22 protein-coding genes are annotated in these 22,222 nt (G+C 73.2%); 7 read left to right on the top strand and 15 right to left on the bottom strand.

Translation table 11 applies throughout. The annotated features are described in order from the left end of the window. Positions 1-53: 53 nt before the first annotated feature. On the bottom strand, positions 54-422 hold the full coding sequence (locus tag AC07C1_RS22450; protein ID WP_478941489.1) for a hypothetical protein: 369 nt from the start codon (positions 420-422) through the stop codon (positions 54-56). A 446-nt stretch (positions 423-868) separates the two neighbouring features. Beyond that, positions 869-1,396 (bottom strand): hypothetical protein, encoded by a 528-nt coding sequence (locus AC07C1_RS22445; protein ID WP_478941487.1) that lies wholly within the window; start codon positions 1,394-1,396, stop codon positions 869-871. 230 nt (positions 1,397-1,626) lie between these two features. Between AC07C1_RS22445 and AC07C1_RS22440 the strand changes: the two genes are divergently transcribed. The 6 genes from AC07C1_RS22440 (at position 1,627) to AC07C1_RS22415 (ending at position 6,483) form a co-directional block, all read left to right on the top strand. Further along, the gene (locus AC07C1_RS22440; RefSeq protein ID WP_478941485.1) at positions 1,627-2,118 is read left to right on the top strand and encodes a DUF1360 domain-containing protein; all 492 of its coding nucleotides are present in this window, start codon (positions 1,627-1,629) and stop codon (positions 2,116-2,118) included. Between the two features lie 223 nt (positions 2,119-2,341). After that, positions 2,342-2,773, top strand: a complete 432-nt coding sequence (locus tag AC07C1_RS22435; protein WP_478941484.1) for a DUF2267 domain-containing protein — start codon at positions 2,342-2,344, stop codon at positions 2,771-2,773. Positions 2,774-2,908: 135 nt separating this feature from the next. After that, positions 2,909-3,274: an ANTAR domain-containing protein gene (locus AC07C1_RS22430; protein ID WP_478941482.1), complete on the top strand. Its 366-nt coding sequence runs from the start codon at positions 2,909-2,911 to the stop codon at positions 3,272-3,274. A gap of 289 nt (positions 3,275-3,563) precedes the next feature. After that, positions 3,564-4,676 carry an AI-2E family transporter gene (locus AC07C1_RS22425; RefSeq protein ID WP_478941480.1) on the top strand — a complete coding sequence of 371 codons (1,113 nt, stop codon included), beginning with the start codon at positions 3,564-3,566 and terminating at the stop codon, positions 4,674-4,676. An 85-nt stretch (positions 4,677-4,761) separates the two neighbouring features. Further along, positions 4,762-5,244, top strand: coding sequence for a GNAT family N-acetyltransferase (locus AC07C1_RS22420; protein WP_478941478.1), 483 nt, complete (start codon positions 4,762-4,764; stop codon positions 5,242-5,244). 99 nt (positions 5,245-5,343) lie between these two features. Beyond that, a complete protein-coding gene (locus AC07C1_RS22415) occupies positions 5,344-6,483 on the top strand; it encodes an FUSC family protein (protein ID WP_478941725.1) in 1,140 nt (379 codons plus the stop codon). A gap of 10 nt (positions 6,484-6,493) precedes the next feature. Here the strand turns inward: AC07C1_RS22415 and AC07C1_RS22410 are convergent, their stop codons facing one another. The 13 genes from AC07C1_RS22410 to AC07C1_RS22350 all read right to left on the bottom strand — a co-directional run bounded on the left by AC07C1_RS22410 (position 6,494) and on the right by AC07C1_RS22350 (position 21,422). Then, positions 6,494-7,048, bottom strand: a complete 555-nt coding sequence (locus tag AC07C1_RS22410; protein ID WP_478941476.1) for a hypothetical protein — start codon at positions 7,046-7,048, stop codon at positions 6,494-6,496. Between the two features lie 166 nt (positions 7,049-7,214). Further along, positions 7,215-7,718: a molybdenum cofactor biosysynthesis protein gene (locus AC07C1_RS22405; protein WP_478941474.1), complete on the bottom strand. Its 504-nt coding sequence runs from the start codon at positions 7,716-7,718 to the stop codon at positions 7,215-7,217. A gap of 373 nt (positions 7,719-8,091) precedes the next feature. Continuing rightward, positions 8,092-8,940: a lysozyme gene (locus AC07C1_RS22400; RefSeq protein WP_478941472.1), complete on the bottom strand. Its 849-nt coding sequence runs from the start codon at positions 8,938-8,940 to the stop codon at positions 8,092-8,094. Positions 8,941-9,075: 135 nt separating this feature from the next. After that, positions 9,076-10,932 carry a M1 family metallopeptidase gene (locus tag AC07C1_RS22395; protein ID WP_478941471.1) on the bottom strand — a complete coding sequence of 619 codons (1,857 nt, stop codon included), beginning with the start codon at positions 10,930-10,932 and terminating at the stop codon, positions 9,076-9,078. A gap of 250 nt (positions 10,933-11,182) precedes the next feature. Then, entirely contained in the window at positions 11,183-11,836 is a 654-nt protein-coding gene (locus AC07C1_RS22390) for a maltokinase N-terminal cap-like domain-containing protein (protein ID WP_478941470.1), read from the bottom strand. Positions 11,837-11,873: 37 nt separating this feature from the next. After that, positions 11,874-12,545 (bottom strand): spherulation-specific family 4 protein, encoded by a 672-nt coding sequence (locus AC07C1_RS22385; RefSeq protein ID WP_478941469.1) that lies wholly within the window; start codon positions 12,543-12,545, stop codon positions 11,874-11,876. After that, the gene (locus AC07C1_RS22380; RefSeq protein ID WP_478941467.1) at positions 12,542-13,450 is read right to left on the bottom strand and encodes an NAD-dependent epimerase/dehydratase family protein; all 909 of its coding nucleotides are present in this window, start codon (positions 13,448-13,450) and stop codon (positions 12,542-12,544) included. Before AC07C1_RS22380 ends, AC07C1_RS22385 begins: the two co-directional genes overlap by 4 nt. A gap of 7 nt (positions 13,451-13,457) precedes the next feature. Then, positions 13,458-14,171, bottom strand: coding sequence for a nucleotidyltransferase family protein (locus tag AC07C1_RS22375; protein ID WP_478941465.1), 714 nt, complete (start codon positions 14,169-14,171; stop codon positions 13,458-13,460). Between the two features lie 39 nt (positions 14,172-14,210). Next, entirely contained in the window at positions 14,211-15,212 is a 1,002-nt protein-coding gene (locus AC07C1_RS22370) for a GDP-mannose 4,6-dehydratase (RefSeq protein ID WP_478941463.1), read from the bottom strand. A 43-nt stretch (positions 15,213-15,255) separates the two neighbouring features. Next, positions 15,256-16,650, bottom strand: a complete 1,395-nt coding sequence (locus AC07C1_RS22365; protein ID WP_478941462.1) for a hypothetical protein — start codon at positions 16,648-16,650, stop codon at positions 15,256-15,258. Continuing rightward, a complete protein-coding gene (gene pelF, locus AC07C1_RS22360; RefSeq protein WP_478941460.1) occupies positions 16,647-18,158 on the bottom strand; it encodes a GT4 family glycosyltransferase PelF in 1,512 nt (503 codons plus the stop codon). The genes AC07C1_RS22365 and pelF overlap by 4 nt, the downstream gene beginning before the upstream one ends. A 141-nt stretch (positions 18,159-18,299) precedes the next feature. Then, positions 18,300-20,510: a hypothetical protein gene (locus AC07C1_RS22355; RefSeq protein ID WP_478941458.1), complete on the bottom strand. Its 2,211-nt coding sequence runs from the start codon at positions 20,508-20,510 to the stop codon at positions 18,300-18,302. 399 nt (positions 20,511-20,909) lie between these two features. Continuing rightward, positions 20,910-21,422 carry a hypothetical protein gene (locus tag AC07C1_RS22350; protein ID WP_478941457.1) on the bottom strand — a complete coding sequence of 171 codons (513 nt, stop codon included), beginning with the start codon at positions 21,420-21,422 and terminating at the stop codon, positions 20,910-20,912. A 524-nt stretch (positions 21,423-21,946) separates the two neighbouring features. Between AC07C1_RS22350 and AC07C1_RS22345 the strand changes: the two genes are divergently transcribed. After that, complete coding sequence (locus tag AC07C1_RS22345; RefSeq protein WP_478941455.1) at positions 21,947-22,204, top strand: DUF5133 domain-containing protein; 258 nt, start codon at positions 21,947-21,949, stop codon at positions 22,202-22,204. The last annotated feature ends 18 nt before the right edge of the window (positions 22,205-22,222 follow it).

The raw sequence follows: 22,222 nt of genomic DNA, 5'->3' as shown, positions 1-22,222 counted from the left end.
CGTCCCTGTAGGGGGCGCCGTGAAGAACCGCGGCGGCGTTTCGTCCGCCCGGCTCAGGTCTCTTCCTCCATCCGGATCGCATTGCGCAGATCCTCGAACGCCTGACCCCCCTCGTCCATGTGCGCCTCCAGCAGGGCCCCGGCGATCGCGTCGAGCTTGCGCTGGATGGCGTGCTCGGCGCGCATCTCGGCGTTCTTGAGCAGCGCGAGGAGCAGCAGCGTCACCGCGGTCATGGCGTCGCCCGCGAGCAGCAGCAGTTCGAGCCGCAGATGCGCGGCGTGGGCCGCGAGGAAGAAGCCGACGAGGAGCAGGCAGAAGAGGAAGAAGACCGGGGAGCTGGTGAAGTTGGAGGCGTACTCGGCGAACTGCTCGAACCGGCCGCGGCGCGAGCCGCCGCGCTGCACGGGATTCTTGAAGGTCATGGCCGAGCCTTACCCCGCGACGGCCGGCCCGTCGGCCGCCGTCCGGGCGCCGCACGGCGACCCGGCCGCTGCCGAGGTCCGGGTCGGGGCCGCTGCCGAGGTCCGGTCGCGGGACGCCTCTCGCCGGCCAAGACCGGTCGCGGGACGCCTCTCACCGGGCAGCCGCCCGTTATCCGGTCACGGCCGCCGCCCTGGTCTGATCACGGCCCACCACCCCCGGCCCGGTCACCAGCACCGGCACCGGCACCGGCACCGGCAACGACCACTCGCGCGCCACCGGCCCACATCCGGTCACCGGCACTGTCCACTCCCGCGCCACCACCCACACCCGATCGCGGGCCGCCGTCCCGTGTGCCGGGCCGCCGGACGTGTGTCCGGGGGACGGCTCCCGCGTCAGCTCGGCGGTACTCCTGCGGCGGGCACGGCACCGGGCGACGTGGGCGCGGTCAGGCGGCGAGGGCGCTGCCCGGCCGAAGCCGGTCGAGGAGCTGGTCGTGGTGGATGCCGGTCACGGGCGCGACGAGGTCGGGGTGGCGCAGCAGAGCGGCGGCGCGCCGGTCGCCGTCGTCGGGGTCGAGCAGCCGCCGGAACTCCACCGGGGTGCCCGAGGCGTGCTCGCCGTCGGCGAGTGCGTCCACGGCCAGTCCGGCCAGCTCGGGGTCGGCCAACAGGCCCGCCGCCCAGCTGGCCACGACCTCGTCCACCCAGGTGCGCCAGGCCCACTCCTCGGCCGGCTCGTCGCCGGCCGGCTGGGCTCCGGTGATCCAGTCGAGGCGGGCCGTGCCGCCGGGCCCGGCCATGGTGACCAGGGCGGCGTCGATCTCGGTCGGGTACCGCAGCCACGCGGCGACGGTCACCGCCTGCCGGGCCTGCGCCTCGCAGAGGGCGGAGGCCAGCGGACCGCCGCACGGCGGGTAGGCGACCGTCAGCCAGCGCGCCGTCGCGGCGATGAGGGGGGACAGATCAGTGAGCACAGCCGGGCCGTCCGAGGTGCGAGGGGAAGAGGGCTCCGCGCAACGGTAGCCCGGCACCCGGCCGCTCAGGGAGGGGCTGCGAACCAGGTCATATGTGGCATCGCCCACGTCGTTCCCGGTGCGGCGTCCGTTCCCGGGGCCGCCGGCCTGGTGTCGCCCCCTCGCCCCGGGGAACTCGATGCGGGCCCGCCGCACGGCTGGACACGCACCGGGGAGGTCTGGGAGGTCTCATGACGACGGACGCCACACGCTACGACGACCAGGACGAAGTACCGCTGGGAGGCTACGCCGCCCTCGCCTCCGTGTTCGCCGCGAGCGCCGGCACCTTCGCGCTGCTGGCCCGGCGCCGGGGGGTACGGCTGCCGCAGGAGGTGCCGCCCTGGGACGTGGCGCTGATGGGCACGGCGACGTACAGGGCGTCGCGACTGCTGGCCAGGGACAAGATCACCAGCTTCGTCCGGGCGCCGTTCACGCACCGTACGGACCAGGGTGAGGGGAGCGAGGTCCTCGACGAGCCCAGGGGCAGCGGGGTCCGGCGGGCGGTCGGCGATCTGCTGTCCTGCCCGTTCTGCATCTCCGGCTGGGCGGCCGGGGCCTTGGTCTGCTCCTACGCGACGGCGCCCCGGTTCACACGGCTGGTCTGCGGCGGCCTGGGCGCCCTGACCGTGGCGGACTGGCTGCAGTACGCCTGGACGTGGACCCAGCAGAAGACCGAGGGCTGAGCCGGGCCGCGGCAGCAGCGGGCGTTCGTCGTCCGTCGCCGCGGTCGGCTCGACGCCGGGCACGCCCTCGTCCGGGGGGCTCGAGCATCCGCCGGTGTGCGGGGCCTCGGGCGGACCGCCCAGGGCGGGGCGGGTCCGGCGGCGGCTGAGCGGCAGGGGGCGAGCGGGGCGGGGTACTCGGCCGAGCGCGTCGAGAGGACTTCCTGACGAAGGGACCGGCCTCATGCATCACGACGAGATGATCGGAAAGGTGCAGGCCCTCGCCCAGCTGCCCGACCGGGGTTCTGCCGAGCGGGCCGCGCACGCGGTCGTGACCACGCTGTCGGAACGGTTGCCGGCTGGGCTGGCCCGGCATGTGGCCGCCCAGCTGCCGCCCGACATGGCGGCGGCGATGCGGGAGGTGGCCGACGCGTCCGGGGCCGACTCGGGCACGGCGGGCGAGCGGTTCGGGCTGACCGCCTTCGCCGGACGCATCGCCGACCGGACGGGCACCGACGAGGACGCGGCGCTGCGGGAGGCCGCCGCCGTGCTGGAGGTGCTGGACGCCGCCCTCGCCCCGGAGCTGACCGAGCGGATGGCCGGCGCGCTGCCCGCGGACATTCGCGAGCTGCTGCCGGTGGGCCGCGCCTCCGAGAACATGGAGGAGCCCGGCTGAGCCCATGGGACGGGTGCTCACGCACGGTGCGACCGGCACGACGTGACGGTGATCCGCATAGCTGGTTCAATGCGTGTGCAAGCGTTCACTGGGGGCAGACGAAGCAGTGATGCCCCCACCCGGAAAAGGTGCTCCATGGCCTTCTTCGCCCTCTCGCGGCACCGGCCGCTGGTCCTGCTGTCCGCCACCGATCTGGCCGCGGGGTACGACCGGCTGGCGGACGAGAATCAGCAGTTGCAGCGCGCGGTGTCCTCGCACGCCGTCATCGACCAGGCCATCGGGGCGGTCGTCGTACTGGGGCAGATTCCGCCGGAAGAGGCCTGGCGGGCGTTGCGGGACGTCTCCCAGCGCACCAACACCAAACTGCGTACGGTCGCCGAGCACATCCTCGACTACGCACAGGGCGGCCCGCTGCCCGAAGCGGAGCGCGTCGAACTCGGCAGGGCCGTCACCCGGTACCGCCGGTGTCCCGCTCACCAGGTCGCGCAGCACGGTCAGTGACGGCCCGCCCTCGTGCGGCGGCGTCGGCGGGGGCGCGCGTGCCGGGAGGCCCGCGGCCGGGCGACCCAGTGGTCCTCGACCTGGTAGGTAGCCACGCGAGCCGAAGTCCGCCGTCCGCCGGAACCCGTGCGCGGGCGCGTTGCGCGGGCCGCTCCCCCGGCTTGCGCTTACCGTTCTCTCGATGTGACCGACCGTCAGCAACCTGGGCGGAGAGCAGGCGGGAGCAGTGGTGGGCGATGCGCGTCGGCGGGCGGCCGGGCCTGGAGGCGGACGCCGGGCAGGGGGCGCGGTGCTGGGCAGCCGGCCCGCGTACTCCGTGCGGCTCCCGGCCTCCCCACGCCCCGGGCCGAAGACGGCTGCGGCCGAGCGGACGATGCCGTGGCTGCGGATCGGCGCGGCCTACGCCTGGCGGCTCATTCTCGTCGGCATCGTCGTCTACGGCGTCTTCAGCATCCTCGGCAGCTTCCAGCTCATCGCCGTCGCCCTGTTCCTCGCGCTGATCGTGACGTCCGTGCTGCGGCCGGCGGTCGATCTGCTGGACCGCGTGCTGCCGAGGCCGCTGAGCGTGGCCGTGGCCCTCGTGGGCAGTCTGCTCGTACTGCTGGCCCTGCTCGCCCTGGTGGGCAACGCGGTGGTGGGCGAGTGGCCCCGGCTGGTGGGTGACTTCGGCGGCGGCGTGCATCGCATCGAGCAGTGGCTGCGACGGCCGCCGTTCCGGCTCAGTCCCGGCAAGCTCTCCGATGTACAGAACCAGCTGACGCGCTATGTCACCGCGCACCGGTCGGCTCTGCTCAGCAGCGCGGTCAGCGAGTTCGGCCGGGTGGTCGAGGTGATCACGGGCGGGGTACTCGCGCTGTTCGCCTCGGTCTTCTTCATCCATTCCGGCGAGCAGCTGTGGGCCTGGGTGCGCGACCGGTTGCTGCCGAGCGGCGCCCGCCCCGCCTGGGACCGGGCGGGGCGCGCGGCCTGGCGGACCTTCGCCGGGTACACGCGCGGCATCATCATCGTGGCCGCCACCAACGCCGTGCTGGTCGGTGTGGTCCTGCTCGTGCTGCGGGTGCCGCTCGCGCTGCCGCTGACCCTGCTGGAGTTCTTCGCCACGTTCGTGCCGCTGGTGGGCTCGCCGGTGGCGCTCGGGGTCGCCACGATCGTCGCGCTCGCCGGGCGCGGGCCGCTCACGGCCGCGGCCGTGCTGGTGCTCATCGTCGTGATCGGCCAGCTGGAAGGGCATGTACTGCATCCGCTGGTGCTGAGCTGGGCGGTACAGCTGCATCCGCTCGTCGTCGCGGTGTCCGTCATCGCGGGAAGCATCGTCGCGGGGGTGATCGGTGCGGTGGTGGCCGTTCCGTTGGTCTCGGTGGTCTGGGCGGTACTGTGCGCCCTGCGCGCGGAACCGCCGTGACCGATCCGCGTCGCCCGGCCAGAACTCCGTTCCGCCGTACGGGCCTTGTCCCGGCGGAAGAGGGGCGGCGCGTAGCCTGGCGAGCATGGCGGACTGGGAGGTTCGACAGGCTTCGGCGGGGGATGCCGAGGCGGTGGCGGAGTTGCGGGCCGTGGTGCTGCGGGCCGATCTGGAGCGGCTCGGGCGGTACGACGAGCACCGGGTCCGGCAACGACTGCGGGACGGCTTCGGACCGGCGCACACCCGGGTGATCGAGGTGGGGGGTGTGTTCGCCGGCTGCGTGGCGCTGCGGCCGGCCGAGGGCGCCCACTGGCTGGAGCACTTCTACCTGGCCCCGCACCTGCAGGGCGGCGGCATCGCTACGGCCGTACTGCGGCGGCTGCTGGAGCAGTGCGACCGCGACGGCACCCCGGTCCGGCTGAACGTGCTCCAGGGCAGCCCGGCACGGCTGTTCTACGAGCGGCACGGGTTCACAGCGGAGACCGAGGATCCGGTGGACGTGTTCATGCTGCGCGAGCCCGCCACTGCCGGTACCGCCGGACACGGCTCAGCGGTAGGTCCCGGATAGCGAGGGGCACGCCGGGGCCGCAGGTGTCCCGGGCGGTATGTGACGTGGTGGGTGGCATGGGGTGGGGCCCCGGGTGGCACCCGGGACGGTGTGCGTGGGATACGAGTGACGGGGCAGGCGCTGTGGCGTGATCTGACGGCCGCGGCGAACCGTGTGCGCCGGGCCTGGGCCGGCCCGTGCCGGGAGCGGGATCTGGTCGTCCAGGCGGTGAAGGCGGCGCTGGCCGCCTGGGTGGCCTGGGCGGTGTCGGGCTGGTGGCTGCACGCGCCGGTGGCGTTCGTCGCGCCGTGGGTGGCGGTGGTGCTGGTGGAGTCGACCGTGTACCGGTCGATCGCGCACGGCCTGCAGCAGCTGGGGGCGATCGCGGTCGGCACGATCGTGGCCACCGCGGTCGGGCTGCTGCTGCACGACACGGTCAGCGCGATGGCGGTCGTGCTCCCGCTCGCGGTGCTGGTCGGCCAGTGGGGAAGGCTCGGCAGCCAGGGCATCTACGCGGCGACCGGCGCCCTGTTCGTCCTGACCAACGGGTCCGTCAGCGTCGCCACCTCCACGGCCCGGCTCTGCGAGGCGCTGTTCGGGGCGGTGGTCGGCATCACGGTCAACGCGCTGGTCCGGCCGCCGCTGTATCTGCGCGACAGCCGTACCGTGCTGCAGGACGCCACCGAGGAGGCCCACGACATCCTGCGGGACGTGGCGGACGGGCTGGCCGACGGACGCTGGGACGCCGAGGAGGCCGGCGCCTGGCACGAGCGGGCCCTGCGGCTGCACCGTCTTGTGGAGCATGCGCACTCGGCGGTCGAGTGGAGCCGGGAGAGCCTGCGCGGAAACCTGCGCCGCCGCCGCACCGGCACCGTGCCGCCGGTCGGCAAGGAGTACGACGACGCGGTCGTGGTCCTGGACTACGCGGCCGTCCACACCGCGGGAGTGACCCGGACGGTGCTGGAGGCGGCCGCCGAGGACCGCTCGGCGCGCCGGCCGCTCCCCGAACTCGCCCGCCGTTACGCGGAGTTCCTGTGCCAGACCGCCCGTGCCCTGCGGCTCTACAGCCACAGCCGGTTCGCCGACGAGTGCGACGACGCGCTGCGCGAGGCCGTGGCGGAGCTGCGCGGCACGCTGCAGGACCTGCGCCGGGACCTGGCCGCCTCCACGACGGACGACCCCGACGAGGTCGCCACCTACGGCGCGCTGCTCGCGCAGGCCCACCGGCTGGCCGATCAGCTGGTCACCTCGGGTACCTGACCGCGCCCGGTCAGGAGACGGTGGCGCCGGCGAGGACGTCGTGGACGGCCGCGGTGAGCGCCGGGTCCGATGCGCCGGTGGTGAGCCCGAGCAGGAAGGAGGTGCGCTCGCCGTGGACGGTCACCAGGGTCATCTCCAGTCGCGCGTCGCCGCCGTCGCCCTGGACACGCAGCACGGCGGTGTGCGCCGGCTGGCCGTCCACGACGGCGGCGTGCGACTCCTCCAGGGTGGCCGGCTGGTCGGGGAAGAAGAACTCGGCGTTGGAGCGGGCGGCCGACTCCGTCACCCGGCGCAGATCGGCGCGGGCCACGGGCCGGTCCGCCGGGCCCGCGAGGACGGTGCCGCCGGCGGACGCGCCGTGGTTGCCGCCGGTGATCTGCGAGGAGAACGCGCCGATCAGCCCCTTGTCCTTGGCCGGGTCGTGCTTCCAGCCTTCCGGGATGCCGTAGGAGAGACCGGCCCGCGTGTCCGTGACCCGGGGGCGGCCCGCCGACGGGCCGGAGTCCCCGCCGCGCGTCCACCAGACGGCCGCCGCCGCACACACGACGACGAGGAGGAGTGCCATGAGCCCGGCCACCCGTCCGCGGCGCGACCGGGCAGGCGCGGGCCGTGGTACGAAGGGCGGCTGGGGCGGACGGGTCATCGGCGCGGGCGTTGTCATGTCCCCAGCCTGATGATCTTCGGAGTGCGGCGCCTGAGTAGCCGTACTCATCCGGCCCTGCGTCGTGTCCCTACGCCGGATCCGGCTCCCGTACTCCGAACACGGCCGGGCCCACGGTGAGGACGCCGTCGGTCAGCGGGCGGCAGCGGACTCCCCCGCCGCCGCGCAGGGCGCGTTGCGCGCCGGGCCCGAGGGTGGTGTCCATCCAGGCGCAGGGCCGGGCCGCGGTGCGCACCGCCAGTTCGACCGGACCGCTGCCGCAGTCGAGAAAGACGGTCGCGCCGATGTAGGCGTCGATGTCGATCCCGCGCAGCAGGACGTTGCGCCGGGTCCGCAGCAGATCCGCCTGGTGTGGCCCCCGCCGCGGAATCCGTTCGGCCGCCATGAGGGTGATCGACGCGTTGCGGTGGGCGGGGTGGTTGAAGTACCGGTCGCCGACGATGCCGAGTCCCGCGCGCACCTCGGCCGTCGTCACCAGTTCGTCGCGCGGCAGCTCGGGCACGCCGTCGCCGGGCCGGCCCGCGAGCCGGTGCACCGGGGAGACCAGCAGCTGGAGGATTTCGACGTGCGGCACGCATCGAGCCTACCCAGCGCTCCGCATCGCTCGGGCCGCCGGGCCGGACGGGGAACCGGCGGAGGGTCGGTGAGCGGCACGAGATGACGCTGCTGCAGGTCGGCCAGGTACATCACGGCGTGCCGCGGGCCCAGTGACTTCGCGCAGTGGGCCACGGCGCTCGCCAGGTCCAGGGTGCGGTGGGCGGGATCGGCGAGGAACTCCTCCAACGGCGCCCCGCCCGTCACTGCCGTCACGTCTCCACCACCACCCTGGACCGGTCGTCTTCCCAGCAGTCTCACATCGCCTTCCGGACGCGCAGTCCGCGTTCACCCGCCAGGGTTGCGGGGGAGCCACGTACTTCTCCGGCCCGCGTGGTCAGGCGGGTTCCGCGTCAGCCGGTGGCGAAGTCCCGCAGCTGGGACACGGAACCGTTGAAGCGGTCGTGGTCCCCGACCGTCTTCCCGGTGGAGGTGTACTGCCACATCGTGTACGCCGTCCAGCCCGACGGGAGCGTCCCTGCGGTCGCGGCGTAGCGGGCGATCCAGAGCGGGTTGCTCGCGCCGAAACCGGCGTGGTCCCCGGTGCACTGGGTCCACCAGCTGGTGGCCGTGTAGATGACCGCGTGGCGGCCGGTGCGGGCCTTGTAGCGGTTCAGGAAGTCGCGGATCCAGCTGACCATCCCGCTCTTGGACTTGCCGTAACAGGCGCCGCCATAGGGGTTCCACTCGATGTCGAGGACACCGGGAAGCGTCTTGCCGTCCTTGGACCAGCCGCCGCCGTGGTCGACGAAGTAGTCGGCCTGCGCGGCACCGCCTGTGGTGTCCGGAGTGGCGAAGTGGTAGGCGCCGCGGATCATGCCGACGTCGTACGCACCGTTGTACTGCTGGGTGAAGTAGGGGTTGGCGTAGTACGTCCCCTCCGTGCCCTTGGTGTAGGCCCATCTGGTGCCGCTGCTCCACAGCGTCGGCCAGGCGACGTTGCCCTGGTGGCTGGAGACGTCCACGCCTTCCGTCTGGGTCGCGCGGCTGACATCGGGAGGGGTCTCGGGAACGGCGCCCCTTCCGTCGTGGGCGAGGACGCCCATGCCCATGTAGGCACTGCCCCGTTCGGGCGTGCCCGGGGCCGACGCGGGCAGGGCCGCTGGTATGGAGAGGGAGAGGAGGAGGCCGGTCAGGGCGGCCGTGACGGCCGGGCGTGAGCGGCTGCGGTGAAGGAATAGGGAGCTTCGCACGGAATCCATCTGACCCGCGGTCGGGCCGCACCGCACTCCGGATACCGCCCAACGAAGCCGTTCGGGCCCGCGTTTGGTCCGTCTGGGTGGCTCCGGCCGGCCGGGAGCGACGCCGGGCGCCTCCCCCGGCCGGCCGTCTCCGGGTCAGCCGTCGATGCGGTGCTGGGTCCAGAAGGAGGTGAGGTCGGTGGTCGTGGCGGCCTGGGCTGCCGCCTTGAACTCGGCCGTGGTCGACACGCCGTACCAGTGCGCGGTCGCGTAGTCCTTCAGCAGCTTGGTCATGGCGGTGTCGCCGACGAGGCGCCGCAGGTCGTGCAGGGCGCACTTGCCGTAGCCGTAGACGACGGTGGAGTAGCGCGAGGAGTGGGCGTCCCAGTAGGCCATCGAGTTGGTGATCTTCTCGGCGCTGGAGGCCCAGGAGACGCTGCTCCAGCAGTTGCTGCCGGTCTTGCCGAGGGCGAGGTCGGTGGCGTAGTCGGTGAACGCCTCGTCCAGCCAGGGGCTGTTGTACTCGTCGTCGCCGACGATGCCGTACCACCACTGGTGGCCGATCTCGTGGGTGAGGGCGGTGGTGCTGACCAGGTCCAGGACGAACCCGGGGTACTCCATTCCGCCGAACCAGTAGTTGTTGTCGATGACCGCGTCCAGCTCGCCGTACGGGTAGGCACCGAAGCGGGCCGCATGGGCGTCCACGGCGGTCTTGGCGGTGCTGAGCATGGACTGGGCGCTGGAGGAGCTGATGCCCGAGACGGAGTAGACGTTGATCGGGACGCCGGCGGCCGAGGTGCCGGAGACCTTGGTGAAGGGGCCGGCGGCCCAGGCGAAGTCACGGACCTTGGAAGCGGTGGCCGTGGTGACCGTGCGGCCGCTGGAGTCGGAGGTGTCGGTGGAGGTACCGGTGGCCGGGACCAGGAGGGAGCTGGGGTGGTCGAGGGTCACCTTGAAGTCGGCGGCCAGGGAGTAGAAGGACTCACCGTTGTTGGTGTACGGGTCCAGGTGCCAGCCGGCGCTGTCGCGGACCGCGAGGACGGGCAGGGCGTTGCCGATGAAGCTGAACGCGCCGTCGTGGCCGAAGCGGTCGGCGCCGCTGGGCACGGTGATGCCGAGGTCGAAGCCGATGGTGGTGCTCTGGCCCTGGGCGAGCGGGGACGGCAGGTCGACCTTCAGTGCTGTGCAGGCCACGGAGAGGGCGCCGGCACTGCCGCCGGTGACGTTGCCCACCTTGATCGGCATCGCGTCGCAGGTGCCGTGGTAGTTGTCCCAAAGCCGCAGGTACACCTCGCTGAGCGCGGTGGCGGAGGCGTTGGTGAAGGTGACGCTCTCGTGCCCGGTCCAGACGGTGCCGCTGGTGTCGCCGCTCAGGTTCACGGTGTACGAGGGTGCCGCCGGGGTGCGGGTGGAGTCGGCCGGCGGTGGCGTGGTGCCGCCGGAGGTGGCGAGGGCGATGTCGTCCAGGACGAAGCTCGTCTGGAGGCTGGAGTCCTCGGTGCCGGTGAAGGACAGGTTCACGGTCTGGCCGGCGAACGAGGACACGTCGATCGACTTCTGTACCCAGCCGGTGTTCTTGTCGAGGTTCGAGTAGGTGGCCAGCGTCGTGCTGCCGAGTTTGGCCGTCAGCTTGTCGTACGCGGTGGACGAGGTCGTCTCGGCGGTGTCGATGTGCAGCCAGAAGGCCAGGGTGGCGGTGGCGCACCCGGCCGGGATCGTGACGCTCTGGCCGAGGGTGTCGGTGTGGGTACCGCCGACTCCGTCCAGCCAGGCGTAGGAGCTGCCGCCGTGCGCGGTCTGGCCGGAGCGGCTGGTGATCACGGTGGACGAGGACGGCGTCCACGGCGAGGTGCCGCTCTCGAAGCCGCCGTTGGTGACCGCCTGGGTGGGAGTGCAGGCGGCGGGGGACGACGCCGGCCGGGCGGCGGCGGGCGTGCCGGGGAGCAGGAGGGCGGCCACCACGGCGACGGTGAGCGCACCGATGCCGAGGGCCTTGTGGGGGGTCGGTCTCACACGCTACTCCTTTGTGGCGGCCGGGATTCCGGCCTGCTCTCAGGCCGCCCGGTCGGCTGGGGTGCGCCGGGGCGGCCACGGATGGGGCTTGCGCGTTCGTTGTGCCGAGGAGCCGGTCGGGCCCTCATGGGGGCAGGGCGACGACTGCCGAAAGAGTGACAGATATGACCGGTACATGCCAGACCGATAAGGGGCGTACGCCCGGGACGGTGCTGTGGGCGCCGCCCGGGGCCGGCGGGCGGCGCCTGGATCAGGCGGTGCGCAGCGTCACGAAGACGGCCCGCAGCCGGGTACCGTCGGGGCCCGCCCAGCCGGTGGCGACATGGCCGAGGGCTCCCTGGGGCGGCAGCGGCGGGTTCCCGGCGGTGGGGCCGAGCACCCGGTGGACGTGGAGGACCGTGCCGTGCGGGGTGGGCAGGCGCGTGCCGTCCTGGTCGTCGGTCGGCTCGGGGGCGAAGACGCCGGGGGCGAAGGGGGCGCCCGTGCCGGCGCGGATCACCTCGTGGTCGGGGGTGTCGGTGACGCTCTGGGCCATCGCCTGCGCCCTGCCCTCGATCAGCGACAGCAGCTCGGTGACCAACACCGGGTCGTGGCAGCCGTCGTAGACCCAGCGCTTGCCCAGCACCCCGTGCTCCATCGTGCCGACGAGGGCCTGATCGGCACCATGGAGCGGCGCCCCGCGGTAGGTGAGCGGTACCAGGTAGGCCGTCCGCTCGGGGCTCGTCATGTCGGTGGCCACCATGAACTCGATACCGACCTCGCCCTCGGGGTCGTCCAGCCGGAAACCACCGGACTTGGCCAGCACGGGTGCGGCGGCGCCCCGGTACCAGGGGCGGGTGGGCAGCCAGTCGGTGAGCAGTTCGAGCTTGGTGGGCCTCAGGGTGGTGTGGTGGATGACGGCCATGCCGGTGGTTGCCTCCCGTGCGCGGTTGCGGACCGCCTCAGCCTTGCACACCGTCCCCACCGGTCAAGGCCGGGCTCAACGCGGCCCAGGGGTTGGGTGGTTCGCCCGTCACCGGGCCGCACACCGTCGCGCCCCGCTCGTGCGCGGTGCGGACGGCGAGCGGGACGAGGGCCTCGGGGACGCCGTACACGAGGTGGCAGAGCCGGTCGGGCGGATGGCGTGCGGTCCAGGCGGGCCGGGTGAACGCGGAGACGTAGGTGGCCCAGTGGCCCTCGAAGGTGACGGTCAGGTCGGCGAGCCGGGCATAGCCCGGCGCCGGGTGGACTCCCGGGTTGAGGACGACGGTGGCCGCGCCGAGCCGGCGCAGCTCCCGGACCAGACGGCGGCAGGCGGGCAGGCCCGCCGGGTCGGCGGTGACGCGGTCGAGGAAACAGCCGTCGGTCCCGTACCAGGCCTGGTGCCGGTGCATGTCCGCGGCGATCTCCGCCCGGTCCCGCACGCCATAGTCGGTGTCGACGTAGCCGAGCAGGCGGGCGCCGGCCGCGCGCAGGGCCCGGGCGGCCGCCGCGAACGCGGGGTCAGGGGCCGTGCCCGGTCCGCTCGCGGGGTTGAGGACGACGGCGTAGGTGCGGGCGGCCGACGTGATCAGGCGGTGCCAGGCGCCTGGGTCCTCGGCCGGGTGCACGTACAGCGGTATCAGCAGGCTCACGGCACTCGCCCGCTCTCCGCCGTGGCCGCCGCCCACAACGCATCGAGGGCGTCGTTCAGGTCGTGGGCGGGGCGCCAGCCGAGGGCCCGGCCGGCGGCGGTGATGTCGGAGCACTGCCACGACACCCGGGCCGAGCGGGCCGAGCCGCCCGTACTCTCCTCCAGCTTCCCCCGGAACCCCGCCCGGCGGGCCAGTCCGCGCACCAGCTCCCGCACGGCTACGGCCGTTCCGCCACCGATGTTGAGGACGGGCGGCAGGTGTCCGGGAGCCGTGGCAGCCAGGCTGACCGCGCCGGCGACGTCCCGTACGTCGACGAAGTCCCGGTACGCGGACAGGTCCCCGAGCCGCAGCACCGCCTCGGGGCCGGTGCCGGCCGAACGGAGGAGAGCGGCCATGCGGCCGGGCAGGCCCGCGACGGGTGCTCCGGGACCCACCGGGTTGCCGACCCGGAGGACCACGCCGTCCAGGGCGGCGGAGGTGACCGCGATCGTGCCCGCGAGCTTGGTCACGCCGTACGGGGTGACCGGGCAGGCGGGTGCCGACTCGGCGACCGGCACCTCAGGGATGCCGGGCCCGTACTCGGCGGCCGAGCCGAGGTGCACCAGGCGGGCCGTGGGGGCCGCCTCGCGCAGCGCGGCGCACAGTACGGCGGGGCCGCGGGCGTTGACCTCGGCCAGGGTCACGGGGTCGCCGCCGGTGACGCCCGCGCAGTTGACCACGGCGTCGGGGGCGGCCGCCGTCAGGGTCTTCGCGAGCCGCTCCGGCCGGTCGGTGGCGAGGTCGATGCGGAACTCGGCCGCGCCACAGCGGCCGGCGGCGAGGATCCGCGCGCCCGGAAGGGCGCGCAGCCGCTCGGCCACGTGGCGGCCCAGGTATCCGGTACCGCCCAGGACGAGAATGCGCATGCGGTACTCAGGCTCCCTTGAGCAGTAGGGACTTGCGGCTGGTGAACTCGGCGTTGGCCCGGTCGTAGTCGTCGGGCCGGCCGATGTCCAGCCAGTAGCCGTCGAACTCGTAGGCGTGGGGCGGGTTCTGGGCTTGGAGGAGATCGAGGACCAGTTCGTCGAAGCCCAGCGGCAGGCCCGGTGTGTAGCCGTCGAGGGTGGAGCGGTGGAGGCCGTAGACGCCCATGGAGACGCGGTAGTCCATGCTGGGTTTCTCGGTGAAGGCGACCACCTTGCTGGCTTCGGTGGTGAGGACGCCGAAGTCGATGTGGACCTTGCGGGCGTAGGTGGCGATGGTCAGCGGCGCGCCCGACTGCTCGTGCCGGCGCAGCACGTCGGCGTAGTCGAGGTCGGTGAGGATGTCGCCGTTCATCACCAGGAATGTCTCGGGCAGCCGGTCCCTGAGGTTGAGCAGGGGGCCCATGGTGCCGAGCGGGCTGTCCTCGGTGGCGTAGTCGACGCCCATGCCCCACTGCGAGCCGTCGCCGACGTACGCGCGGATGATCTCGCCGAGGTGGCCTATGGCGATGGTGCAGCGGGTGAAGCCGGCCGCCGACAGCTGGCGCAGCACGATCTCCAGGATGGCGTGCTGGTCGCCGATGGGGACGAGCGGCTTGGGCAGCGCGGTGGTGTAGGGCCGCAGCCGAACGCCCTTGCCTCCCGCCAGGATCACTGCGTGCATGGGGCTCCTCCTTCGTTGAGCGGGGACGTGCCGGACGGGTCAGACGTTGTAGATGCCGGTCTTGTAGCGGGCCAGGTTGGCCGGGTCGCGGAAGAACTCCACGGTGTGCGCGAGGCCCTGCTCCAGGGTGTGGGCGGGCTGCCAGCCGGTGGCCTCGGCGAGCCGGGTGGCGTCGGCGACCAGCCGCATGACCTCGGAGCCGGCCGGCCGGATGCGCTCGGGGTCCTCGCGTACGTCGAGGGCGCTGTCCATGACCTTCCCGATCAGTGCGACGAGGTCGCCGACGGAGATCTCGCCGCCCGTACCGGCGTTGAAGGTGCGGCCGACGACCCGCTGGGCGGGCGCGGCACCGACGGCGAGGAAGGCCTGCGCGGTGTCCTTGACGAAGGTGAAGTCGCGGGTGGGCCGCAGGTCGCCGAGGGTGAGGGTGCGCTCCCCCGCCGCCACCTGGCCGATGACGGTCGGGATGACCGCGCGCATGGACTGGCGCGGGCCGAAGGTGTTGAACGGCCTGAGGGTGACGACCGGGGTGCCGAAACTCGCGTGGTAGCTGTCGGCCAGCCGGTCCCCGCCGGCCTTCGAAGCGGCGTACGGGGACTGGGTGTTGATGGGGTGGTCCTCGGTGATGGGCACGGTCCGCGCGGTGCCGTAGGTCTCGCTGGTGGAGGTGTGCACGAGCCGGGGTGTGCCGAGGGAGCGCACGGCTTCCAGCACGTTGAGGGTGCCGGTGACGTTGGTCTCCACGTAGCTGTGCGGGGCCCGGTAGGAGTACGGGATCGCGATCAGGGCGGCCAGGTGGTAGGCGACGTCGGCGCCTTCGAGGAGGCCGCGGACCGAGCCGGGGTCGCGGACGTCACCGAGGACGATCTCCACGTGGTCGAGGACGTCCGGGGCGAGGGTCTCCAGCCAGCCGTAGGAGGAGAAGGAATTGTACTGGGCCATGGCTCTGACCCGGTGTCCCGAGGCGACCAGGGCCTCGGTGAGGTGAGAGCCGATGAAGCCCTCGGCTCCGGTGACGGCGGCGAGCGGTGCGGAGGTCAACTGCGGTGTCCTTCCGGTGGGTCGATCGGGGCAGGGAACGGCATCAGGCGTGCCGGGTGGGGCGGCCGAGCAGCCGCAGCGCGCACGCCACGAGAGCCAGGGCGGCGGCGCCGCAGCAAAGCGGCAGCGCGGCCGGGCCCGGTGGCAGGTGCAGCAGTGTCACCGCGCCGGCCGCGCACGCGGCGGCCAGACAGATCGCGGCCGGTGGCCAGGCGGTCCCGAACGCCTGGAGCAGCAGCGCGGTCCACAGGGTGCCCGCGAGCGGGAGCAGGGTGGCCGGTGCGGCGCCGATGACGTACGCGGCGGGCAGCAACGGCAGGAGATAGGCCAGCAGGCACAGGCCGAGGACGGCCGCCGCACGCAGCCGGAAGCCGGCGGGCGTGGCGGTCGCGCGGAGGGCGGCGACGGACAGGCCCCGGTAGCGGTACAGCAGCCATTCGGCGGGGCCCATGCTGACGGTCAGCACGATCATCGCGTACGGTTCGCGGCGGCCTGCCAGCAGCACGAGCAGACCGGCGGCGAGCCCGAACAGCCCGTACGGCAGGGACCACCACAGCGGGGGCCGCTTGCCGTCGGCCGCGGCCGGGGAGTCCAGGGCACCGCGCAGGGCGTATCCGGTCACGGCGAGCGTGGCCTGCAGCGCCAGCAGGGGCAGTCCGGTGCGCAGCGCGGTTCCGGGCTCCCACCAGGGCAGTACGGCGGCGCCCGCGATCAGCGGGGTGAGCGCGGCCAGCAGCAGCCGTTCCCGGGCCAGGACGAGCAGGACGCCCGCCGCCGCGAGATACAGCGACTGCGCTGCCGCCGCCAGGAGCACCGTACCGCTCCCGGCGAGCGGTACGGCGGCGGCCGTGGCGAGTGCCGCTCCCGCGGAGGCACCGGTCAGCAGGGTACGGGCGGCCTCCCGGCGTCCGGTCGCCATCCGTAGGTGGGCGCGGTGGCCGAGCGCCTGGCCCCACGCCCAGGAGACGAGGCCCGCGACGATCAGCGCCGCGGCGTGCCGCCCGGGGTGCCACAGGGGCGCGGTGAGCAGGTAGGCCAGTCCCGGCAGGGCGAACAGGATGCCGCGCAGGAGGCAGCGGACGTGGTCCGGGCGCCAGGGGTCGGCCGCCGGCGCGGGCTCCGGGAAGGTCCGGGGCACCTGCTCATGGAGTGCGGTGGCCAGCGCGAAGAGGTTCGAGTGGCCGTACCGTTCCCTGATCTGGTCGGCCGTCAGGCCCTCGGCCTCCAGCAGGGCGGCCACCTCGTAGGGGTGGACGGCCGGGCCGATGCGGTCGGCGAGTTCGGCGGCCAGCCGGCTCACCGCCCGCTCGTCGGGTCCGTGGCCGTGCGGGAGCGGGGCCGGTGTGCGGTCGTCGCGGCGCACGGGTGTGCCGGCGAGCCGCAGCGCGAGGGTGTCCCCCTCGGCGCCGCCCGGTTCGAGAGCCATGGGTCCGCTCATCCGGCCAGACTCCCCGCGGCGATCCGCGCGGGCTGCCCCGGCCCGGCCGGCGCGGTGAACGTCCGGGTGTGCGCCGGCAGTTCGAGGTAGATGGCGCGGAAGGTGTCGATGGTCTGGCGCAACGTGAACTGCTCGATCACCCGCAGCCGGGCCGCCTCCCCCATCGCCCGCCGCCGCTCGGTGTCACCCAGCAGCTCCAGCGCGGCGGCGGCCATCCGGGCCGGGTCGCGCGGCGGGACGACGAGCCCGGTGTCGCCGACGGCCTCCCGTACGCCGCCCACATCGGTCGAGACGGTCGCCCGTCCGCAGGACATGGCCTCGATGAGGGTGAACGGGAACCCCTCGCTGATGCTGGAGAGCATCACGACGTTCCCGGCCGCGTAGGCGTCCTTGATGTCGTCGACCCGGCCCTCGAAGGTCACGGCGTCCGCGTGTCCCAGCTCGGCCGCCAGCGCCTCGCAGCGCTCCCGGTACGCCTCTCCGCCCCGCGGGGTTCCGCCGAACAGCCGCAGCCGGGCCTCGGGTACCCCGGCCCGGACCAGGCAGAAGGCACGGATGAGGGTTTCCAGGTCCTTGATGGGGTCGACACGGCCGGCCCAGCTGAGCGTGGGCACGTCCGGCTCGGGTCCGGCCGGCGGGAAGGCGGCGGGATCCACGCCGTTGTAGACGGTGCGGATCGCCTGCGGATCGGCGCCGCCCTCTTCCTCCCAGAGCCGGTTGTAGCGGTTGCCCGGGGTGATCAGGGCGGCCCGGCGGTAGCTCTCCTCGGCCAGCAGCCGGAAGAACCCCAGCACGACGGCTTTCACCGGCCAGCGGTAGGGGGCGGTGCGGTAGCCGAGGTAGCGCTCGCGCAGATAGACGCCGTGCTCGGTGAGCAGCAGCGGGACCCCGTACCGTTCCAGGCCGGCGAGGCCGGGCAGGACGGCGACCCCTCCGCTGACCGCGTGGGCGACGCCGTGCCGGGGTGTCGGTGCGGCGAGAGGGCGCAGGGCGTGTTCGAGCAGGGCGGTGGCGGTGACCGCGTCGTGCAGGGTGGGCCGGGCCTCGTGGACGGCCAGCCCCGGGCGGTTCCACACCGCGGCGAGGATGGTGATGGCCCGGTCACCGCGCAGGAACGGGCTCAGTGTGCCGTCGGCGGCGGCCCGGGCCATGGTGTACAGCGCGGGTGCGAACCGGTCCTCGGCGTGCGGGTCGAGCAGCGCGGTCAGGAAGTGCTCGTAGGCGGCGGCGAGCCGGTTCCGGGCGCGTCCCCGGGGCGGACGGCCCTCCGGTGGGGCTCCCCACATGGGCACGGAGAGCACGCTGGCGATGTGGCCGGGCAGGTCCCATACGACGGGTTCGCGTCCGGTGCCGGTGACGGCGATGACGTCGAAGCCGAAATCGGGCATGCCCTGGACGAGTTGGTCGCACCAGACGCTCACGCCGCCGTGGCTGTGCGGGTAGGTGCCTTCGGTGAGCAGGGTGACGTGCGCCGCGCCGGGGCGGCTCACGCCGTGGTGAACGTGCATCGATTGTGCTCCACGGCCGAGGTGTGGGGTGGTCGTGCGGGTCCGGTGCCGATGGGCGGCCAGGCACCCGGGCCCGTCCGGTCGGCTCCCGTCACAGGGTGGGCGGGAGGCGCCGGGCAGGCCCCCGGGTCGGTGCGCCGTTCAGTTGTCCGGGGCGTACGGGACCTGCTCGGTCACGCCCGTCGGGACCTTGGTGCGCGGGGCCGGGGCGGTGGCCGCCGCCGTGCCGCCCGTGGTGTCGGCCGGGGTGGCCGCCGCCGTGCCGCCCGTGGTGTCGGCCGGGGTGTCGGCCGGGGTGTCGGCCGGGGTGTCGGCCGGGGTGTCGGCCGGGGTGTCGGCGGAGGGCAGGGTGAAGGTGAGCGCGTTGCCGGAGGAGGCGGTCCAGCCGGACACCTCGCCCGCGTAAGCGCTGCCGAAGGCGCTGCCGCCCAGGGTGGTGCCGGTGGGCAGGGTCGCGGTGACGGCGGTTGTGTCCGGTGCCTGGACGGTCACCGAGTCGCCGATGCGGTAGGCGGTGACCTGGCCGGCGTTCAGGGCGCTCTTCCACGCGGCCCGGCGCTTCAGTTCGGTGCCGATGTCCTTCATCCGCAGGTTCACCACCGGGGTGTTGTCGGCGAAGAGGGCGTCGTAGCCGTCGAGTACGCCGTCGAGCACCGGGTAGGCGATCCGGTCCTCGGCGAGGTTGGACTGGTGGATGAAATGCGGCTTGGGGTCGTTGGACAGCACGTGGCCCAGCGCGATGCGGGTCTCCAGCGGCACGATGTAGTCGTGGTAGCCGGTGCCGGTGTCCAGCGGGTCCGGGAGACAGGTGGTGGTCGCGGGGTTGTCCTCGCAGATGCCGCTGCCGCCCTGGGCGCGGCCGGTGTACAGCCAGTTGTACTCGTCGACCTGCTCGGCGGCCTTGCCCGCGTTGTAGAAGACGTTCATCGGGTAGCGGGAGACCGTGGTGGCGGGGCCGACCTGGCGCTGTTCGGGGTCGCGGGAGTTGTCCGAGGCGAGCCACCTGACGTTGTCGCCGGCGAGCGCGAGCGCCAGGTTCGGGTTGTCCTGGGGCTGCTGCGGCAGGATCCTCAGCCCGGAGTGCTCACCGGTGACCAACTCGTCCGTCTCCAGGGGGAGTCCGGCGGCCTGGCCCCAGGCGCGGTTGGTGGCGATCTCGTAGTCGATCGTGCCGCGGCCGACCCACTTCGTGCTGCCGTCGGCGTTGGTCGCGCACGTCCAGGGGACGACGGTGACGTTCTGCTCGCAGCCGAGGAAGGCGTGCGTGTACGTGTGGTTGATCCAGCGGAACTGGTTCCGGTCGGTGATGAGCCGGTCGGCGAGCTGGTCCACGCCGTCGTTGTCCTGGCGCTGGTCGACGCTGCCGGCGCCGTTGTACACCAGGTCGAGGGTGAAGTGGTGGCTGTTCTGCCAGGCGGTGGCCTGGCCGGCGTCCGCCGGGGTCATCCGGATCGGGCTCGGTGTGCCCGTGCCGTCGGCGCAGTCGACGTCGCCCGGTGTGCAGTTGAGCCGGGTGTCCCAGCGGTCGTCGGCGGCGAACACGTCGTCCACGTGCACGGCGAAGTAGTTGCGTGAGGCGCCGAGGTGCACCCCGCCGGTCATCCACTCCACGATGCCGCGGGCCAGCAGCCGGAACTGCTGCTGGTACTGGTTGTAGACGAAGGTGACGACCAGCTCGCGCCGTCCGTCGTGCCGGTATTCGCCGACCAGGGACCCTTGCCTGGACGTACCGGGGATGGGGGCCTGGACGTACGGGGTGAAGTCGGCGCCCGCGGCCGGAGTCGACAGGTAGGCGTAACTCTCGCCGACGGACGGCGAGTTGTCCTCGAACGGCACGGTGCCGTCGAGGTAGCCGAAGGGCCCGGCCCGGCCGGCGGTGGTGACCTGGGCCCGCACGCCGTCGACACTGCCCGAGTAGCCGCCGTAGACCGGGTACTGCAGGCCTGCCTCGGGGCGGGCGTAGGTGTAGGCGTCGACCTGAGGGATCACGTACGTCTTCTCGTAGTCGGAGAGCGCGGCCATCTCGGCGGAACCCGCCGCGAAGGGGTTGTCGTTGGGCAGGACGACGGCCTGGAACTTCGCCTGAGGCCGGCCGTCGACGGTGTCCGCGAGGAAGGCGGAGTCGATGGTGGGCCGGTCGGAGCGGGTGAGGTCGACCTTCGTGTACGGCGTTCCGGCGGCGTCGAGTTCGGCGGCGATGGCGTCGGTGGCCGGACCGCCGTCGCTCACCACCAGGACTCTGAGGTCGATCCGCGGTGCTGTGGTGTCGGCCTGTGCCGGGCCGGCCTGGAGGCCGAACGCGGCGATGAGCACGCCCACCGTCAGCGCGGTGGTGCGTATGGTCCGCTTCATGCGGTGAAGTCCCCTCCCCGGGCAGGGGTGAGCACGGCTCCCATGGAGCGGACGCACCCCCTCGCGTGACGCCGGCGTCCCCCTCAGAAGCCGGTCGTCAACGCATCCGTCGCGTCACATGGTGATGCCTCTGTGTAGCTTTTGTGGGCGAGTTGCGAAAGTTGACGGAAAAGTGTGGGTGTCCGGCGTTTCTTGAAGCAACCTGACGGCCCGTTTCTCCGTCGCCGCCGCGAGGGGCCCGCGGCGCACAGACGGCTTCATTAGCTGGTCCGGCCGCTCTACGGCGCACCGGCGGACCGTGGTGGTCCGCCGGGCGACGTTCCGGGGATCCGTGCGGCGGCGCGGGTCCGGCGGGGAGGCCGACTTCAGGTCACCCGGGCCGCGGAACCGGGCGGTCCGTCAGGCGCAGAGCACGCGGGTCTCCGGCAGGTAGACGGGACCGCCGCTGGAGTTGGTGCTGTCGCTGAACTCGGCGTAGTAGTACGAGTAGAAGCCGATGTTGCCGTTGCAGCCGGAGTCGGCGGCGACCTGGAGGGTCAGCGTGACGGTGCGGCTCTGGCCGGGCGGGATGGTGGCGCCGTAGTTGGCACCGAGGTTGTTCGGGCCGGTGCCGGAACAGGGGGCACTGCCGGCGGCGGTGGCCAGACTGCAGCCGGTGAAGCTGTACTTGAGGTCCGGGCGCTGGGTGGTCAGCCAGGTCGGGTCGATGGTCTGGTACACGAACCAGATGTCGTAGGACTTGTTGTTCGTGAGCGTCATCGACAGCCGCACCGTGCCACCGGGCGTGGTGGTGGCGCTGTCGGTGACGAAGGTGAGCGCGGCCGGCGCGGGTTCGGCGGCGCCGGCGCCGGGCGTGAAGCCGAAGACGGCGAGGAGGACGGCGAGGACGGCGGTGAGACCGAGTCGTCTCATCAGAGGTGATCGCATGGCCCGGGAGGCTAGGCAGCCGCCCGGCACGGCGTCTGCCCCGCCGGGCCGGTCGCGGTCACCGATCGGCCGAAAGTGATCGCAGCGTGAAGAAATCGCGGGGAACCCGTAACGGTGCGTCGCGCGCCGCGTACGCGCATGCCCGGGAGCGCCGGCGAGGGTTCACCGGAGAGGTGGTCGGCGGGACGGTATTGGCGCGGACGAGTCCTGCCGGCGCCGACGGAATGGTGGCCACCGGTGGTGCGGTGGCCACCTTCTCGGCCAAAGGATGCCTTTCCGGCCGGGCGTCGCGAGCCCCGCTTGTCCGTCGCCCGCGGCGGACGCCCGTGACGCCAGGGGACCGGGCGGCGGCGTGCCCTGGCGTCCGGTGGGTGCGGTCAGTGTGCCGCGCGGGGGTGCGTCTGCTCGAAGGCGGTGAAGGCGGCCTCCTGACGTGGCATGCGGGACGCGCACGCGGGTATTCGCGCTGCGACTTCGTACATCGGCGCCACACCAGGGAGGCGGAACACATGCTGATGGCACACCCCGCGGTACTGAAGGACCTCATCGCCCAGTACGAGGCCCTCACGTTGCTCGGGGCCGAGGAGAGCACTTCGCAGGCGCGGCAGCGACTCGCGGACATCTCCTACACGCTGTGCGTGGCCACCGGCACCACGGACGTCGACATGGCCCTCATCGCCGCCCGCCACCGCCTCTCCGGGGCCCGCCCGGAGGACGATTCCCTGCTTCAGACGGCCGTCCCGGCGGAACCGGCGTCCGGAGTGTGACCGTCAAGGGACCCCTCC

This window comes from Streptomyces sp. NPDC045022, assembly GCF_056432605.1.
The sequence above is the reverse complement of the archived record's forward strand: the minus strand, read 5'-3'. Positions and strand labels throughout refer to the sequence as shown.